Origin of the sequence: Pseudomonas sp. S04, assembly GCF_009834545.1 — a bacterium.
Lineage (GTDB): Bacteria > Pseudomonadota > Gammaproteobacteria > Pseudomonadales > Pseudomonadaceae > Aquipseudomonas.
Genome location: NZ_CP019427.1, coordinates 5,983,959 through 5,999,810, shown reverse-complemented (window position 1 = coordinate 5,999,810; position 15,852 = coordinate 5,983,959). Strand labels below are relative to the sequence as shown.

At 60.5% G+C, this 15,852-nt stretch carries 15 protein-coding genes; 12 read left to right on the top strand and 3 right to left on the bottom strand.

Translation table 11 applies throughout. The annotated features are described in order from the left end of the window. Nucleotides 1-74: 74 nt before the first annotated feature. Complete coding sequence (locus tag PspS04_RS27025; protein WP_174244603.1) at nt 75-665, bottom strand: reprolysin-like metallopeptidase; 591 nt, start codon at nt 663-665, stop codon at nt 75-77. A 357-nt stretch (nt 666-1,022) separates the two neighbouring features. Between PspS04_RS27025 and purE the strand changes: the two genes are divergently transcribed. The 4 genes from purE to PspS04_RS27005 all read left to right on the top strand — a co-directional run bounded on the left by purE (nt 1,023) and on the right by PspS04_RS27005 (nt 3,585). Further along, nucleotides 1,023-1,514: a 5-(carboxyamino)imidazole ribonucleotide mutase gene (gene purE, locus PspS04_RS27020; RefSeq protein ID WP_095164944.1), complete on the top strand. Its 492-nt coding sequence runs from the start codon at nt 1,023-1,025 to the stop codon at nt 1,512-1,514. Between the two features lie 11 nt (nt 1,515-1,525). Further along, nucleotides 1,526-2,611 (top strand): 5-(carboxyamino)imidazole ribonucleotide synthase, encoded by a 1,086-nt coding sequence (locus PspS04_RS27015; RefSeq protein WP_095164942.1) that lies wholly within the window; start codon nt 1,526-1,528, stop codon nt 2,609-2,611. A 104-nt stretch (nt 2,612-2,715) separates the two neighbouring features. Continuing rightward, on the top strand, nt 2,716-2,961 hold the full coding sequence (locus tag PspS04_RS27010; protein ID WP_095164940.1) for a GlsB/YeaQ/YmgE family stress response membrane protein: 246 nt from the start codon (nt 2,716-2,718) through the stop codon (nt 2,959-2,961). An 87-nt stretch (nt 2,962-3,048) separates the two neighbouring features. After that, on the top strand, nt 3,049-3,585 hold the full coding sequence (locus PspS04_RS27005; RefSeq protein ID WP_095165198.1) for a DUF3299 domain-containing protein: 537 nt from the start codon (nt 3,049-3,051) through the stop codon (nt 3,583-3,585). A gap of 14 nt (nt 3,586-3,599) precedes the next feature. Here the strand turns inward: PspS04_RS27005 and PspS04_RS27000 are convergent, their stop codons facing one another. Both PspS04_RS27000 and PspS04_RS26995 read right to left on the bottom strand, forming a co-directional pair. Next, nucleotides 3,600-4,499, bottom strand: a complete 900-nt coding sequence (locus PspS04_RS27000) for a D-hexose-6-phosphate mutarotase (protein ID WP_159998605.1) — start codon at nt 4,497-4,499, stop codon at nt 3,600-3,602. A gap of 31 nt (nt 4,500-4,530) precedes the next feature. Further along, a complete protein-coding gene (locus PspS04_RS26995; RefSeq protein ID WP_095164936.1) occupies nt 4,531-4,935 on the bottom strand; it encodes an acyl-CoA thioesterase in 405 nt (134 codons plus the stop codon). 361 nt (nt 4,936-5,296) lie between these two features. Between PspS04_RS26995 and PspS04_RS26990 the strand changes: the two genes are divergently transcribed. From PspS04_RS26990 to PspS04_RS26955, 8 genes are all read left to right on the top strand, one after another. After that, nucleotides 5,297-6,595: an MFS transporter gene (locus PspS04_RS26990; RefSeq protein WP_159998603.1), complete on the top strand. Its 1,299-nt coding sequence runs from the start codon at nt 5,297-5,299 to the stop codon at nt 6,593-6,595. Between the two features lie 213 nt (nt 6,596-6,808). After that, nucleotides 6,809-7,810 (top strand): phosphate ABC transporter substrate-binding protein PstS, encoded by a 1,002-nt coding sequence (locus PspS04_RS26985; protein WP_095164933.1) that lies wholly within the window; start codon nt 6,809-6,811, stop codon nt 7,808-7,810. A gap of 428 nt (nt 7,811-8,238) precedes the next feature. Then, nucleotides 8,239-10,272, top strand: coding sequence for an ABC transporter permease subunit (locus tag PspS04_RS26980; RefSeq protein WP_174244644.1), 2,034 nt, complete (start codon nt 8,239-8,241; stop codon nt 10,270-10,272). A 15-nt stretch (nt 10,273-10,287) separates the two neighbouring features. Then, entirely contained in the window at nt 10,288-11,958 is a 1,671-nt protein-coding gene (gene pstA, locus PspS04_RS26975) for a phosphate ABC transporter permease PstA (RefSeq protein WP_095164929.1), read from the top strand. Between the two features lie 184 nt (nt 11,959-12,142). Continuing rightward, complete coding sequence (pstB, locus tag PspS04_RS26970) at nt 12,143-12,976, top strand: phosphate ABC transporter ATP-binding protein PstB (RefSeq protein ID WP_033042681.1); 834 nt, start codon at nt 12,143-12,145, stop codon at nt 12,974-12,976. A gap of 111 nt (nt 12,977-13,087) precedes the next feature. Then, nucleotides 13,088-13,849, top strand: a complete 762-nt coding sequence (gene phoU / locus PspS04_RS26965; RefSeq protein ID WP_008064514.1) for a phosphate signaling complex protein PhoU — start codon at nt 13,088-13,090, stop codon at nt 13,847-13,849. Nucleotides 13,850-13,922: 73 nt separating this feature from the next. Beyond that, nucleotides 13,923-14,843: a response regulator gene (locus PspS04_RS26960; RefSeq protein ID WP_159998599.1), complete on the top strand. Its 921-nt coding sequence runs from the start codon at nt 13,923-13,925 to the stop codon at nt 14,841-14,843. Nucleotides 14,844-14,927: 84 nt separating this feature from the next. After that, entirely contained in the window at nt 14,928-15,821 is an 894-nt protein-coding gene (locus tag PspS04_RS26955; protein ID WP_159998597.1) for a peptidoglycan DD-metalloendopeptidase family protein, read from the top strand. Nucleotides 15,822-15,852: the final 31 nt, after the last annotated feature.

Genomic DNA, 15,852 nt, shown 5'->3' with positions numbered 1-15,852 from the left:
TAATTCAGCGAATGCGTGTTAATAGCGCAAACACGCCATGTGCGGATATCAGGTCGCACGATAGCGAATCGAACTTACGCAAAAGTACTAAGGTATTGGCGAATGTTTTCCCTGTTCTTATCACTGTATCGATAAGCGTTTCCACGTGCGTTGGAGAAGTCGTCCGAGAGCATGATCGTGTCGTGCCACCAGCCGTTATAGATGACTTCGCTGTCTTCATGTGTCGCGCCCAACATGTGGCCTATTTCATGTGCTGGAATTTGTTTGGAGGTGATCGCCGCAATTGCGCAATGACCTTTGACAAGGCCGTATCCGCCTATCCCTCCGAGGAGCCCCCCTGCCTTTGTGTAGATATTGTTTCGGGTCAACAAGAGGACTTTCGTCAGGCCCGGTTCATGTTCTTCGTATTTTAATATCTTTGTAAACCAGTCCTGTATCAGGTTTATCCACCCTTGCAGCGCAGCTGAACCATCTTCGTTTCTGTAGTTGTATCCTGACAACTGCGGAACTTCATGATGAGCGTGCATTACAATTCTGACGTCCCGTTCCGAGATTGATTCAAGTTCTGTTTTCAGCCAGGAAAAGTAATCGGTATATAAATCGTTTTTTGAATATTCCTGAAGATCATTGTGAAGAACAACTATTATGCTAATTGATTTTTTCATATTTGTACTCCCTGTTCAATTATGATTTTTTCCCGTTTTATATTTACTTTGTCTGGCCACGTGCGCAATTTTTTTGTGGGTTTAATTGTTTCGAGTAAGCGTTTTAATAAACTAGCGATCTCGAGATCCGAACACATTCAGGCAGTCAATTGACTGACTTGATAGTCAAGAAATACCTATTTTTCGAGCGCGTGACAGATGGTCGCCACAGGGGCTGTTTATCCGCTTCTTTGAGGTATACTGCGCGGCCTTCGGCCGGTTACGACTGGCCATAATTCGTACAAACAAGCCACGCATCCTGCGTGGCTTGTTGTTTTTTGATGCGCCTGCGGGCGCCCAGAGAGAAGAGGCGCGACGATGAGTGCACTGGTTGGCGTGATCATGGGCTCCAAGTCCGATTGGTCCACCCTTAGCCACACCGCCGATATGCTGGAAAAGCTCGGCATCCCTTACGAGGTGAAAGTGGTCTCTGCCCACCGCACCCCGGACCTGCTGTTCCAGTACGCCGAGGAGGCTGAGTCGCGTGGCATCGAGGTGATTATCGCCGGTGCTGGCGGCGCGGCCCACTTGCCTGGCATGTGTGCGGCCAAGACCCACCTGCCGGTCCTGGGCGTGCCGGTGCAGTCGTCGATGCTCTCGGGCGTTGATTCGCTGCTCTCTATAGTGCAGATGCCTGCGGGCATTCCGGTCGCCACCCTGGCCATCGGCAAAGCGGGCGCGATCAACGCAGCCCTGCTGTCGGCGAGTATCCTTGGCGCCAAGCACCCGCAGTTCCACGCGGTGCTCAAAACCTTCCGTGCTGAGCAGACAGACAGCGTCCTGGAAAATCCAGACCCACGCATCGCCTGAGGTTGTTGACGATGAAGATCGGTGTAATCGGTGGCGGCCAGTTGGGTCGCATGCTGGCCCTGGCGGGAACTCCGCTGGGCATGAACTTCGCTTTCCTGGATCCGGCGCCGGATGCTTGTGCCGCCGCGCTGGGTGAGCATCTGCGGGCCGATTACGGCGATCAGGATCACTTGCGTCAACTGGCCGACGAAGTCGACCTGGTGACCTTCGAGTTCGAAAGCGTCCCGGCTGAAACCGTGGCCTTCCTGTCGCAGTTCGTCCCGGTTTACCCGAGCGCCGAAGCGCTGCGCATTGCTCGCGACCGCTGGTTCGAAAAAAGCATGTTCAAGGACCTGGGGATTCCCACCCCGGCGTTCGCTGACATCCAGTCGCAAGCTGACCTGGACGCCGCTGTGGCTGCCATCGGCCTGCCCGCCGTGCTGAAAACCCGCACCCTGGGTTATGACGGCAAGGGCCAGAAAGTCCTGCGCACCGCGCAAGATGTGGAGGGTACCTTCGCCGAGCTGGGCAGCGTGGCCTGCCTGCTGGAAGGCTTCGTGCCGTTCACCGGCGAAGTCTCGCTGATTGCCGTGCGTGCCCGTGATGGGGAGACGAAATTCTACCCACTGGTGCACAACACTCACGACAGCGGCATCCTCAAGTTGTCCGTGGCCAGCACCGAGCACCCGCTGCAAGCCCTGGCCGAGGACTACTCGAGCCGTGTGCTCAAGCAACTGGACTATGTCGGCGTGATGGCGTTCGAGTTCTTTGAAGTCGACGGTGGCCTCAAGGCCAACGAAATCGCTCCGCGGGTCCACAACTCCGGGCACTGGACCACCGAAGGCGCCGAGTGCAGTCAGTTCGAAAACCACCTGCGCGCCGTTGCCGGCCTGCCGCTGGGCTCGACGGCGAAAGTCGGCGAAAGCGCCATGCTCAACTTCATTGGCGTGGTTCCGCCGGTGGATAAGGTCATCGCCATCGACGATTGCCATCTGCACCACTACGGGAAGGCGTTCAAGGTCGGGCGCAAGGTCGGCCACGCCAACCTGCGCTGCGCCGACAAGGTCACGCTCGAGCAGCAGATCCTCAAGGTCCAGGCGCTGATCGCCGAGCAATAAACCCATGGCACGCTGGGAACCTTCGGTGCCCAGTGTTCTCTGATGGCAGGATGCCAAAGTCTGTCTAGGCTTTGGCATAGCTATTTCACTCAGAGGGAAGCGCCATGGGAATTATCGGAACCATCTTCATCGGATTGATCGTGGGCCTGCTGGCTCGTTTCCTGAAACCGGGTGATGACAGCATGGGCTGGATCATGACCATCCTGCTCGGTATCGCCGGCTCACTGGCCGCGACCTACGGCGGCCAGGCACTGGGCATCTACCAGGCCGGTCAAGGCGCGGGCTTCCTCGGTGCCCTGGTCGGCGCGGTGGTGCTGCTGGTGATCTACGGTCTGGTCAAAAAGAACTGATTCAAGCGATCAAGCCCGCTGCGCAGTTCACGCGCAGCGGGCTAGAATGCCCGGCGACCTGACTTCCCTTCTTTGCCGAGCACCTTCATGCGCCGTCTTCTGCTGACTCTTGTATTGCTGGGCACTGGCCTGGCCCATGCTGGCGACCTGCCGGAAACCGACTGGCTCGAACTGATGCCCAAGTCGGATCAGAAGGCGCTGGAAGCCATGCCGGAAATCGACCACAACTCTCCGGAAGCCAATGGCACCTTTACCGACAAGGGTGGCTTGAAGCAGAGCAAGGGCTTGCCGGCGGTGATGTATTCGACCAAGACCGTGGCCGCGATGAACCACAAGCAGGTGCGCATCGGCGGTTACCCGGTGCCGCTGGAAACCGACGGCAAGGGCCGCAGCACGCTGTTCTTCCTGGTGCCGTACCCGGGCGCCTGCATTCATGTGCCACCACCACCGCCCAATCAACTGGTGCTGGTGCGCTATCCCAAGGGCTTGAAGCTGGACGACATCTACACGCCCTTGTGGGTCAGCGGCACGTTGAAGATCGAGACGGTCAACAACGACCTGGCCGATGCCGCCTACGCCCTCGATGCCGCCCAGGTGCGGGTGGTACAAGAATCCGATTTGTAGGGCTGCCGCAGGCTCTAAACCGCCAAACTCGCGATGCTCACACCCAGCGTATGACTCTCCCCGGGCGCCAACGTGACCACATCACCCAGTACATTGGCCGTCTCGATGCACAGCATGCGCTGCCAGCCATCGTCGGCCATGTCGCTGAACGCTGCCGCGCGCTCGGTCCAGGGATTCCAGATCACTGCCGAGCGTGAACCGCGGGCGTTCAACTCGATACGTCGCTCCCAGGCCGGGTCGACAATGCTCAGTTTGTCCGGGGTATTGAGGTAAATCCGGTCGGTTTCGCCACTGAACCGCAGATCGCCGTGCTGAGTGACGGTGTTCCAGTTGTCCAGGGTTTCGATGTACTGCAGCCCGTCCACGCCTTCGACGTGCACGTTGCGCACGTCGCTGACCGCGAAGTAGCTGTGCAGCGCCTGGCTGATGGTGACGCTGTCAGTGCCCCGGTTGTGGCTGGTCAGATCGATCTGCAGTTGTTCATCCAGACGAATGTTCAGCTTCAGGTCGACCTGATGGGGCCAGCCGGGCAGGCCGTTTTCCGGGACGGGCAGGGCAAACACTACGTTCAGGCTGTCGCCCTCGGTTTCGATGCCTTCCAGTTCCCAGTCCAGCGCCCGCACCAGACCGTGGGCGCTGGCAGGCTGATCGCTGACGCGCATGGCCTGCACGCTCGGTGGGTTGCGTTCGAAGTTGCCGAACCACGGCCAGCACACGGGCACCCCGGCGCGGATGCTTTTGCCGGTCTGGAACACCGCCTCGTCGTTGAGCCAGATCAGGGGCGGCTGCCCGGCCAGTTGATAGCTGAGGATATGCGCGCCTTGCTGGGCTACCAGCAATTCGGCCTGACCCTGGCGAATCCGCCAGCAGTTCAGTTGATCCAGTTTTACCGCTTCAACATTGGGCGTGTTCATGGGACAGCTCTCGATCGGCAACAGGGGGGATTCAACAGGCTCGGGGGGGTACCGAGCGGGTACGACCGCTGCCGTCGATGGCAACAAACACGAACGCCGCTTCGGTGACCTTACGCCACTCGCTGGACAGCGGATCGTCGCTCCAGACCTCGACCAGCATCTTGATCGACGTACGACCGATTTCCTGGGCCTGGGTATAGAACGAGAGCTGTGCGCCGACGGCGACCGGTACCAGGAAAGCCATGCGATCGATGGCCACGGTGGCAACGCGCCCACCGGCGATCTTGCTGGCCATCGCCGTGCCGGCCAAGTCCATCTGGGACACCAGCCAGCCGCCGAAAATATCGCCAAAGCCGTTGGTCTCGCGAGGAAGCGCGGTGATTTGCAGGGCCAGGTCGCCTTGCGGGATCGGATCGTCTTGTTCGAGTTCTATCATGCCGGGGGTGCCTCTAACCCGTGACTCTCATTGGTACTTCAGGTGAATAGCCGTCTTGAGAAAAACGATTCAGCCCGAACATACTACGTTCGTCGCGTTTTCCATAAGGCGTGCTAAAGGGAAACTCTGCGAAATCGACTGGTCGCACCAGCAGCGTCTTCGCACAGCAACCCTTGCAGCGTGTTGCAGGCTGCGAGTATATCGAGCGGTAGACCGCGCGACGACCGTCCGGTTCTCATTTTGACTGTCAATTACGCGCATCCCTGTGCTTTTTCGAACAATTTGCTATCGTGCCGAACCTGCCCAAGCCCCAGCCAGCGTTGTTGGGGTTGCAGATCTGACTATAAGAGAAGCCCTTGCCATGACCACAGCGCCATCGAGCATAGCGTCACCCGCGCAGCCCGCACGTCCCTTGACCCGCAACGACTACAAGACCCTGTCGCTTTCCGCCCTGGGCGGTGCGCTGGAGTTCTACGACTTCATCATCTTCGTGTTTTTCGCCACGGTGGTCGGCAAGCTGTTCTTCCCGGCGGACATGCCCGAGTGGCTACGCCTGATGCAGACCTTCGGGATCTTTGCCGCCGGGTACCTGGCACGGCCACTGGGCGGCATCGTCATGGCCCACTTCGGTGACCTGCTGGGTCGCAAGAAGATGTTCACCCTGAGCATCTTCATGATGGCGGTGCCGACGTTGATCATGGGCCTGCTGCCGACCTACGCGCAGATCGGCATGTGGGCACCGATCCTGTTGCTGCTGATGCGGGTGATCCAGGGCGCCGCCATTGGCGGGGAAGTGCCGGGGGCCTGGGTGTTCGTTTCCGAGCACGTGCCTGGGCGGCACATTGGCTATGCCTGCGGCACGCTGACGTCAGGCCTGACCGCCGGCATCCTCCTGGGTTCGCTGGTGGCCACGGCGATCAACAGCATCTATACCCCTGAGCAAGTCGCCGACTACGCCTGGCGGATCCCGTTCCTGCTGGGTGGCGTGTTTGGCCTGTTCTCGGTTTACCTGCGTCGCTGGCTGCACGAAACCCCGGTGTTCGCCGAGTTGCAGCTGCGCAAGGCCCTGGCCGAAGAAGTGCCGCTGCGTGCGGTACTGCGCGACCATCGCGGGGCGATCGCCATCTCGATGCTGCTGACCTGGCTGCTGTCGGCCGGGATCATCGTGGTCATCCTGATGACCCCGACCGTGCTGCAAACCGTCTACCACTTCTCGGCCACCACCGCATTGCAGGCCAACAGCCTGGCGATCGTGTTTCTGAGCCTGGGCTGCGTGGCGTCCGGCGCCCTGGCTGACCGCTTCGGTGCAGGCCGGGTGTTTGTGTTCGGCAGCGGCTTGCTGCTGCTGAGTTCGTGGACCTTCTATCACAGCCTGTTCAATCACCCGGACTGGTTGTTCCCGATGTACTCCCTGACTGGCCTTTTGGTCGGCACCATCGGTGCGGTGCCCTACGTCATGGTCAAGGCCTTCCCGGCCGTGGTGCGCTTCAGCGGCCTGTCGTTCTCCTACAACCTGGCCTACGCCATCTTCGGTGGCCTGACACCGATGGTCGTCACCCTGCTGCTCAAGGAAAGCCCGATGGGGCCGGCCTACTACGTGGCGATCATCTGCGGCGTGGGGATCGTCGTGGGTGGGTATCTGTGGAAGAAGGGGCGCTAGGCCCGACTTCTTGCATTGTTAGTACTGACATCATTGCAAGCAGACGGAGCGCCGCCCGGCTCTGCGTCTGCTGTCGATTGGAGACACCACGAATCATCTCGTAACAGCCCATGCTGGCCTTTCATCTAATTGTCATATTCAAGTCATAGAGTGTTCACACGGCCTGCCGATACTTGGCCCCGACCTAAAACACCCTATTACCAGGAGTAAGGCATGAAACTGAAGCGTTTGATGGCGGCAATGACTTTTGTCGCTGCTGGCGTTGCGACTGCCAACGCAGTTGCCGCTGTTGACCCTGCTATCCCGAGCTACACCAAGACCACTGGTGTGTCGGGCAACCTGTCCAGCGTCGGCTCCGATACCCTGGCTAACCTCATGACCCTGTGGGCTGAGAACTACAAAAAAGAATACCCGAACGTCAATATCCAGATTCAGGCTGCCGGTTCCTCGACCGCACCACCTGCGCTGACTGAAGGCACCGCTAACCTGGGCCCGATGAGCCGCAAGATGAAGGACAACGAGCTGCAGGCCTTCGAAACCAAGTACGGCTACAAGCCGACCGCCATCCCGGTCGCCGTGGATGCCCTGGCCGTGTTCGTGCACAAAGACAACCCGATCAAGCACCTGACCATGGAACAGGTCGATGCTGTGTTCTCCTCGACTCGCCTGTGCGGCGCCAAGGCCGACGTGAAAACCTGGGGTGACCTGGGTGTGACCGGCGACCTGGCCAACAAGCCGGTACAGCTGTTCGGTCGCAACTCGGTATCCGGCACTTATGGCTACTTCAAGGAAGAAGCCCTGTGCAAAGGCGACTTCAAGCCAAACGTCAACGAACAACCGGGCTCGGCCTCGGTGGTGCAATCGATCAGCTCCTCGCTGAACGGCATCGGTTACTCGGGTATCGGCTACAAGACCGCTAGCGTGAAGACCGTGGCCCTGGCCAAGAAAGGCAGCACTGACTTCATCGAAGACACCGAAGAAAACGCCCTGAACGGCAAGTACCCGCTGTCGCGTTTCCTCTACGTGTACGTCAACAAGGCCCCGAACAAGCCTCTGGCCCCGCTGGAAGCCGAGTTCGTGAAACTGATCCTGTCGAAACAGGGCCAGGAAGTGGTCGTCAAGGACGGTTACATCCCACTGCCAGCCAAGGTAGCCGCCAAGGCACTGGCTGACCTGGGTCTGCACGAAGGTGGCGCTGAAGTCGCAAAAAAGTAAAACCCTGATCCGGGGCTAGCCCCGGATCAATGTAGGAGCGGGCAAGCCTCGCTCCTACACATGCCGGTGTTTACCGGCCCTCAATTTTCTATCCGCTGCCAGTTTCCACAGGCGGCGGATTTGTTGCGTCACTGCATTGTCATCTTTCTGTCATACAGGATCGCTAGGGTGTGCGCATGAATGATCTGGCCAATTCCCCAATGACTACGACTTCCCCTCCCAAGCGCATTGATTTCAATACGCCTGAGCTGCAACGCAAGCGGCGCATTCGTGCGCTCAAGGATCGCCTGACCCGCTGGTACGTACTGATCGGCGGCCTTGCCGTGCTCGGCGCGATCACCTTGATTTTCTTCTTCCTGGCCTATGTCGTCGCCCCGCTGTTCCAGGGTGCCGAGCTGACCGCCAAAGATTCGATCACGCCTGCCTGGATGCAAGACGCCGGCAAGCCGTTGATGATTTCCCTCGAAGAGCAGAACCAGGTCGCCATGCGGGTTTCCGACAAGGGCCAGGCGCTGTTCTTTGACCTCGACAGTGGCGCCGAACTGCGTCGCGTCGACCTGCCTATCCCGGCCGGTACCAGCGTTGCCTCGATCGGTGAAGACCAGCCCGGCAGCCCGCTGGTGATCGTCGGCCTGTCCAACGGTCAGGCCCTGGTGTTCCGTCACACCTATAAAGTCAGCTACCCAGATGGCAAGAAGACCATCTCGCCGGCCATCGAGTACCCCTACGGTGAGGCGCCGATTGCGCTGAACGAGCAGGGCAGCGCGCTGGAGCACGTCAGCCTCAATGCGACCGACTCGACCCTGGTAGTTGCCGGTTCCAGCGGTGCGCAGTTGCACGTCCTGGCGCTGACTAAAGAAGAAAACATGATGACCGGTGAAGTCACCAGTGATCAGCAGCGCATCGATTTGCCGCAAATGACCGAGCCGGTGAAGAACATCTTCATCGACCCGCGCCAGCAGTGGCTGTACGTGCTTAACGGCCGGGCCCAGGCCGATGTGTTCAGCCTGCGGGAAAAAAACCTCAACGGTCGCTACAAGCTACTGGAAGATGGCGAAACCCAAGTCACCGCCAGCACCCAGCTGGTGGGTGGTATCTCGCTGATCATCGGTGACTCCAAGGGCGGCCTGGCCCAATGGTTCATGGCCCGTGATCCGGATGGCGAGCAACGCCTGAAGCAGATCCGGACCTTCCAGATGGGCACCGCGCCTATTGTTGAAATCACCGCCGAAGAGCGTCGCAAAGGCTTTGTTGCCCTGGACGCGTCCGGCAAGCTCGGCGTGTTCCACAGCACCGCCCACCGCACCCTGCTGGTGGACCAGGTGGTCGACGGCCAGGGCATCTTCGGCCTGTCGCCGCGTGCCAACCGGGTGATCGTGGAGCAGGGCGGCAAGCTGCAACCCTTGCTGCTCGACAACCCGCACCCGGAAGTTTCCTGGAGCGCACTGTGGAGCAAGGTCTGGTACGAAAACTACGACGAGCCTAAATACGTCTGGCAATCGACCGCGGCCAACACCGACTTCGAGCCCAAACTGAGCTTGTCGCCGCTGACCTTCGGTACCTTGAAAGCGGCGTTCTACGCCATGCTGCTGGCCGCGCCATTGGCCGTTGCCGCGGCGATCTACACCGCCTACTTCATGGCGCCTGGCATGCGCCGCAAGGTCAAGCCGGTGATCGAGCTGATGGAAGCGATGCCGACGGTGATCCTCGGCTTCTTCGCCGGCCTGTTCCTCGCTCCCTATGTGGAAGGGCACTTGCCGGGCATCTTCAGCCTGCTGCTGCTGATGCCAGTCGGCATCCTGGTGGCGGGTTTCACCTTCAGCCGCCTGCCTGAATCGATCCGCCTGAAAGTGCCGGACGGCTGGGAAAGCGCGATCCTGATCCCGGTGATCATCTTCGTCGGCTGGCTCTCGCTATACATGAGCCCGTACCTGGAGACTTGGTTCTTCGGCGGCGACATGCGGATGTGGATTTCCCACGACCTGGGCATTACCTACGACCAGCGCAACGCCCTGGTAGTCGGCCTGGCCATGGGTTTTGCGGTGATCCCGAACATCTACTCGATCGCCGAAGACGCCGTGTTCAGTGTGCCGCGCGGCCTGACCCTGGGCTCGCTGGCCCTGGGTGCCACGCCATGGCAGACCATGACGCGGGTGGTGATCCTGACCGCCAGCCCGGGCATTTTCTCGGCCCTGATGATCGGCATGGGGCGCGCAGTCGGCGAAACCATGATCGTGCTGATGGCCACCGGTAACACCCCGGTGATGGAGATGAACCTGTTCGAAGGCCTGCGAACCCTGGCGGCCAACGTCGCGGTGGAAATGCCGGAGTCGGAAGTCGGCGGTAGCCACTACCGCGTGCTGTTCCTCTCGGCCTTGGTGCTGCTGCTGTTCACCTTCGTCATGAATACCCTCGCGGAACTGATTCGTCAGCGTCTGCGCAAGAAATACTCGTCGCTTTAAGAAAGGTAGAAGTCTGTGAAACAGAACTCCCTGAAAGGATGGTTCAAGAGCGGCGCCCCCGGCGTCTGGATCAGCGGTGGCGCGGTGGCCATCGCCGTCATCATGACCATTGGTTTGCTGGCAGTGATTGCCGTGCGCGGCCTGGGCCACTTCTGGCCCGCCGACCTGGTGCATGCCCAGTACGATGTGCCGGGCCAGGCCAACCATGTGGTCATCGGCGAAGTGGTGCAGAAGGAACAAGTGCCACGTGAGCGCCTGAAAAGCGCGGGCCTGCCGGTCCCGGACCAGGGCCCTGAGTTCATGACCCGTGAGTTGATCAAGGTCGGCAACCGTGATCTCAACGGCAACGACTTCACCTGGATCGTCGGCGAGTGGCTGACCAACCAGACCACGCCGCCGGAACTGATGGCAATCGAGCGTCGTGAATGGGGCAACTTCTACGGCTACCTGGTCAACGTCAAGCAAGACGGCAAGGTCATCGCTGAAGGCGAGGCCGCCTGGCCTGAGCTGCAAGCGCGGATCGAGCGAGTCAGCAAACTGGCGGCTGAACTCAAGACCCTGGAAAAATCCGACATTGGTGCGATCAACGCCGGCCTGGAGCGTATCCGCCTGCACGGTCGCAAGCTGGAACTGGACGGCAAGTTGGACGCCGCGGCCCAGGCCGACATGGAGTCGGATCGCGCCGAGCTCAATGCCCGCTACCAGGACATTGAAAAGCGCTTGGGCGATCTGCATGCGCAGGTCAATCGCGACAGCCTGACGGCCCGCGATGGCAACGGCAAGGAAGTCGAAATCGAACTGGGCAAGGTGGTTCACGCCTTCCAGCCGAACGCGATGAGCACCTTGACCAAGGTCGGCTTCTACTTCAGCAAGGTCTGGGAATTCCTCAGCGACGACCCACGTGAAGCCAACACCGAAGGCGGGATCTTCCCGGCGATCTTCGGCACCGTGATGATGACCCTGATCATGGCGATGATCGTCACCCCGTTTGGTGTACTGGCGGCGGTTTACCTGCGTGAATATGCACGCCAGGGCACCATGACCCGGTTGATCCGCATCGCGGTGAACAACCTGGCGGGTGTGCCGGCGATTGTCTACGGGGTGTTCGGCCTGGGCTTCTTCGTCTACGTCCTGGGTGGCTCGGTTGACCGCCTGTTCTTCCCGGAAGCCTTGCCGGCGCCGACCTTCGGCACCCCAGGACTGCTCTGGGCCTCGCTGACCCTGGCACTGCTGGCGGTGCCGGTGGTGATCGTGGCCACCGAAGAAGGCCTGGCGCGGATTCCCCGCACCGTGCGTGAGGGCTCGTTGGCCCTCGGTGCGACCAAGGCGGAAACCCTGTGGAAGATCGTGCTGCCGATGGCCAGTCCGGCGATGATGACCGGCATGATTCTCGCGGTGGCCCGAGCGGCCGGCGAGGTAGCACCGTTGATGCTGGTGGGCGTGGTGAAACTGGCGCCGTCGTTGCCGCTGGACGGTAACTACCCGTACCTGCACCTGGACCAGAAGATCATGCACCTGGGCTTCCACATTTATGACGTCGGCTTCCAGAGCCCGAACGTCGAGGCCGCACGCCCACTGGTGTACGCCACGGCGCTGCTGCTGGTAATGGTGATCGCCACGCTCAACCTGTCGGCAGTGTGGATCCGTAACCACCTGCGCGAAAAATACAAAGCACTGGATAGCTAATACAAGTCCTGTGGGAGCTGGCTTGCCAGCGATGGCAGCACTGCGGTGTTGCTGCCAGACCGAGTCGTCTGCTTCGCTGGCAAGCCAGCTCCCACAAGGATCGACGCAAGCCACAGATTTTGAGTATTTCATTGGCTAGGCCAGTGGCTCATAAAACCGAATTTGTTAGCACAGGGAGCCTCCCATGCAGCACGAAGCACATACCCACGGCATCAACATGTCGGCCCTGGGTCGCGACAAACAGAGCCTGAACCTCGAGCAGGAAACCGTAGCCATCGAAGTGCCGGGCCTGAGCCTGTTCTACGGCGACAAACAAGCGCTGTTCGACGTCAGCATGAACATTCCCAAGCAGCGCGTGACCGCCTTCATCGGCCCGTCCGGCTGTGGCAAGTCGACCCTGCTGCGTACCTTCAACCGGATGAACGACCTGGTCGACGGTTGCCGTGTCGAAGGCGCGATCAACCTGTACGGCAACAACATCTACCGCAAGGGCGAAGACGTGGCCGAGCTGCGTCGCCGGGTCGGCATGGTGTTCCAGAAGCCCAACCCGTTCCCCAAGACCATCTATGAAAACGTGGTCTACGGTCTGCGGATCCAGGGCATCAACAAAAAACGCGTGCTCGACGAGGCCGTGGAGTGGGCGTTGAAAGGCGCGGCGCTGTGGGATGAGGTCAAGGACCGCCTGCACGAGTCGGCACTGGGCCTGTCCGGTGGTCAACAGCAGCGTCTGGTGATTGCGCGGACCATCGCCGTGGAGCCGGAAGTGCTGCTGCTCGACGAACCCTGCTCGGCACTCGACCCGATCTCGACGCTGAAGGTTGAAGAGCTGATCTACGAGTTGAAATCCAAGTTCACCATCGTCATCGTGACCCACAACATGCAACAGGCCGCCCGGGTTTCCGACTACACCGCGTTCATGTACATGGGCAAGCTGGTGGAATTCGGCGACACCGACACCCTGTTCACCAATCCGGCGAAAAAGCAGACCGAAGACTACATCACCGGACGGTACGGCTAGTTGAAGCAGCTTCAAGCGGCAAGTTAGAAGCGCAGCGGCATGGATCACCACATAACAGCTTGCAGCTTGTAGCTTGCAGCTCTTGGTTAAACGCTTTTTCGGAGCGAACGCATGATTTCCAAAGAAGGCCTCACGCATCACATTTCCGCGCAGTTCAACGCTGAGCTGGAGGAAGTGCGCAGCCACCTCCTGGCCATGGGCGGGTTGGTCGAGAAGCAGGTCAACGACGCGGTCACGGCGCTGATCGAGGCTGACTCCGGCCTGGCCCAGCAAGTGCGCGAGATCGACGACCAGATCAACCAGATGGAACGCAACATCGACGAAGAATGCCTGCGCATCCTGGCCCGTCGTCAGCCGGCGGCGTCCGACCTGCGTTTGATCATCAGCATCTCCAAGTCGGTGATCGACCTCGAGCGCATCGGCGACGAAGCCACCAAGATTGCCCGCCGGGCCATCCAGTTGTGCGAAGAAGGCGAGGCTCCGCGTGGCTACGTCGAGGTGCGCCACATTGGTGACCAGGTGCGCAACATGGTCCGCGACGCGCTGGATGCCTTCGCCCGCTTCGATGCCGACCTGGCGCTGTCCGTGGCCCAGTACGACAAGATCATCGACCGTGAGTACAAGACCGCGCTGCGCGAGCTGGCCACCTACATGATGGAAGACCCGCGCTCGATCTCGCGCGTGCTGAGCATCATCTGGGTCCTGCGTTCGCTGGAGCGAATTGGCGACCACGCCCGCAACATCTCCGAGCTGGTGATCTACCTGGTGCGCGGCACGGACGTGCGTCACCTGGGTCTCAAGCGCATGAAGGAAGAAGTTGAAGGCACCAGTGGCGAAACCGCTAATGTTCCGGGTAAATCTGACGATAAGTAAGATTGCCCAAGTAAAAACGCCCGGCCATTGGCCGGGCGTTTTTGTTGGTCGGGACAATAACGAGGGGTGGTCGATGAGTAAGGTCAGTGTGTTGGTCGTGGACGATGCTGCGTTCATTCGTGATCTGATGAAGAAGTGCCTGCGCAACTACTTCCCGGGCATGCGCATCGAAGACGCGGTCAACGGCCGCAAGGCGCAAAGCCTGCTGACCCGCGAAACCTTCGACCTGGTGCTGTGCGACTGGGAGATGCCGGAAATGTCCGGCCTGGAGTTGCTGACCTGGTGCCGCGAGCAGGACGCCCTCAAGACCATGCCGTTCATCATGGTCACCAGCCGTGGCGACAAGGAAAACGTCGTCCAGGCGATCCAGGCCGGTGTTTCGGGTTATGTGAGCAAGCCCTTCACCAACGAGCAATTGCTGAGCAAGGTCAAACAGGCCCTGAATAAAATCGGCAAGCTCGATGCCTTGCTGAATCAGGCCCCGGCCAAGCTGGCACCGGCATTCGCCAACGACTCGCTGAATGCCCTGACCGCCGGCAAGGCGCCAGTGGCTGCGGCGCCAGCGCCCAACGCGTATCTGCAAAACCGCCCGGCGGAGCCCGCCAAGGGTTTGCTCAGCAGCCCGCCGATCAAGGCCCCGATGCCGTCGCCCGCCGGTGGCCGTGGCCAGGGCCAGTTGCGCCTGCCCAGCGGCATCCAGGCCTGCGTGATCAAGGCCCTGAGCATCAAGGAAGCACTGCTGGTGGTCAAACGCAGCGAGACGCTACCGCAAGTGCTCGACAGCGCCGTGCTCGACCTGGAGCAGGGTGATAACGCCGAAATCGCCCGCCTCAACGGCTACCTGCATGCCATCGTCGCCCACGAGCCGAAACCCGACAGCGAGTGGCTGCAACTGACCTTCCGCTTCGTCGACCAGGATGCCCAGAAGTTCGATTACATTTCCCGGCTGATCGCCCGGGGCACGGCGCAGAAGCACTTTGTACCGGGTGCGTAATCAGCTTTTGAAACAGCTGGCGCCAGCCTGGGGCCATTCTGACTGCTAGGCTCACCTCAAGCCTGCCCCGACAGAATGCTGCCCATGCTCGCGCGATTGCTGATTTGCTGTGGCCTGCTCATGGCCTCGAGCCTGGCCGTGGCCACGACCATCTACAAGACCCAGCACGCCAATGGCGTGGTGTCCTATAGCGATCGGCCGTCCCGTGGGTCCCAGGTGTTTGTATTCCGCGACCGGATGGACGAGCGCCTCGACCGCCAGGTGCACCTGCAGATCAAGAAGCAGGCGGGCAGCCACAGCGTGTATGTGCGCAACGACCTGTATGCGCCGGTCGAGGTCGAGTTGAGTTTTCACCAGGTGAAAAACCTCAGTGGCGTGCCCGCCCAGGCCATCCGACGGGTCCTGCCAGCGCGTAGCAACACCCGTCTGGCGCTGCTCAAGGCGTCCCGCGCCGGCAAGCCGCTGATCTATACCCCCAGGCTCAAATACGCCTTGGGCGACCCCTCAGGCGCCACGCTGAGCTATCGTTACCCACTGCCCTGGCGCGGTGGTCCGTTTCGCCTGAGTCAGGGTGCCAACGGCCAGTACAGCCATTACGGACCGAAGAATCGCTACGCCATGGACATCGCCATGCCTGAAGGCACGCCGATCATCGCGGCACGGGCCGGGGTGGTGGTGAAAACCGAGAACCGCCAGAGCGGTCGCGGCACGGATCCGGCGGGCAACTTTGTGCGGGTGCTGCACAACGACGGGACCATGGGCGTGTACCTGCACCTCAAGCAGGGTTCGGTACGGGTCCGTGAAGGGCAGCGGGTGGCGGTGGGCAGCGCCCTGGCGCTGTCCGGCAATACGGGCAACAGCAGCGGTCCGCACCTGCACTTCGTGGTGCAGCGCAATACCGGGTTGGGGCTGGTGTCGATCCCGTATCAGTTCAGCCAGCCGGTGGGCAGCCTGCCGAACTTCGCGTTGGGGAGATAGGTGGGCCTGCAGATAAAAGATCGCAGCCTGC

Coding starts and splice junctions, on each gene's coding strand:
- PspS04_RS26955 (WP_159998597.1), top strand. CDS start 14,928: ATGCTCGCGCGATTGCTGATTTGCTGTGGCCTGCTCATGGCCTCGAGC.
- PspS04_RS27010 (WP_095164940.1), top strand. CDS start 2,716: ATGGGAATTATCGGAACCATCTTCATCGGATTGATCGTGGGCCTGCTG.
- PspS04_RS26960 (WP_159998599.1), top strand. CDS start 13,923: ATGAGTAAGGTCAGTGTGTTGGTCGTGGACGATGCTGCGTTCATTCGT.
- pstB (WP_033042681.1), top strand. CDS start 12,143: ATGCAGCACGAAGCACATACCCACGGCATCAACATGTCGGCCCTGGGT.
- purE (WP_095164944.1), top strand. CDS start 1,023: ATGAGTGCACTGGTTGGCGTGATCATGGGCTCCAAGTCCGATTGGTCC.
- PspS04_RS27015 (WP_095164942.1), top strand. CDS start 1,526: ATGAAGATCGGTGTAATCGGTGGCGGCCAGTTGGGTCGCATGCTGGCC.
- PspS04_RS27005 (WP_095165198.1), top strand. CDS start 3,049: ATGCGCCGTCTTCTGCTGACTCTTGTATTGCTGGGCACTGGCCTGGCC.
- phoU (WP_008064514.1), top strand. CDS start 13,088: ATGATTTCCAAAGAAGGCCTCACGCATCACATTTCCGCGCAGTTCAAC.
- PspS04_RS26980 (WP_174244644.1), top strand. CDS start 8,239: ATGCAAGACGCCGGCAAGCCGTTGATGATTTCCCTCGAAGAGCAGAAC.
- PspS04_RS26985 (WP_095164933.1), top strand. CDS start 6,809: ATGAAACTGAAGCGTTTGATGGCGGCAATGACTTTTGTCGCTGCTGGC.
- PspS04_RS26995 (WP_095164936.1), bottom strand. CDS start 4,935: ATGATAGAACTCGAACAAGACGATCCGATCCCGCAAGGCGACCTGGCC.
- PspS04_RS26990 (WP_159998603.1), top strand. CDS start 5,297: ATGACCACAGCGCCATCGAGCATAGCGTCACCCGCGCAGCCCGCACGT.
- PspS04_RS27000 (WP_159998605.1), bottom strand. CDS start 4,499: ATGAACACGCCCAATGTTGAAGCGGTAAAACTGGATCAACTGAACTGC.
- PspS04_RS27025 (WP_174244603.1), bottom strand. CDS start 665: ATGAAAAAATCAATTAGCATAATAGTTGTTCTTCACAATGATCTTCAG.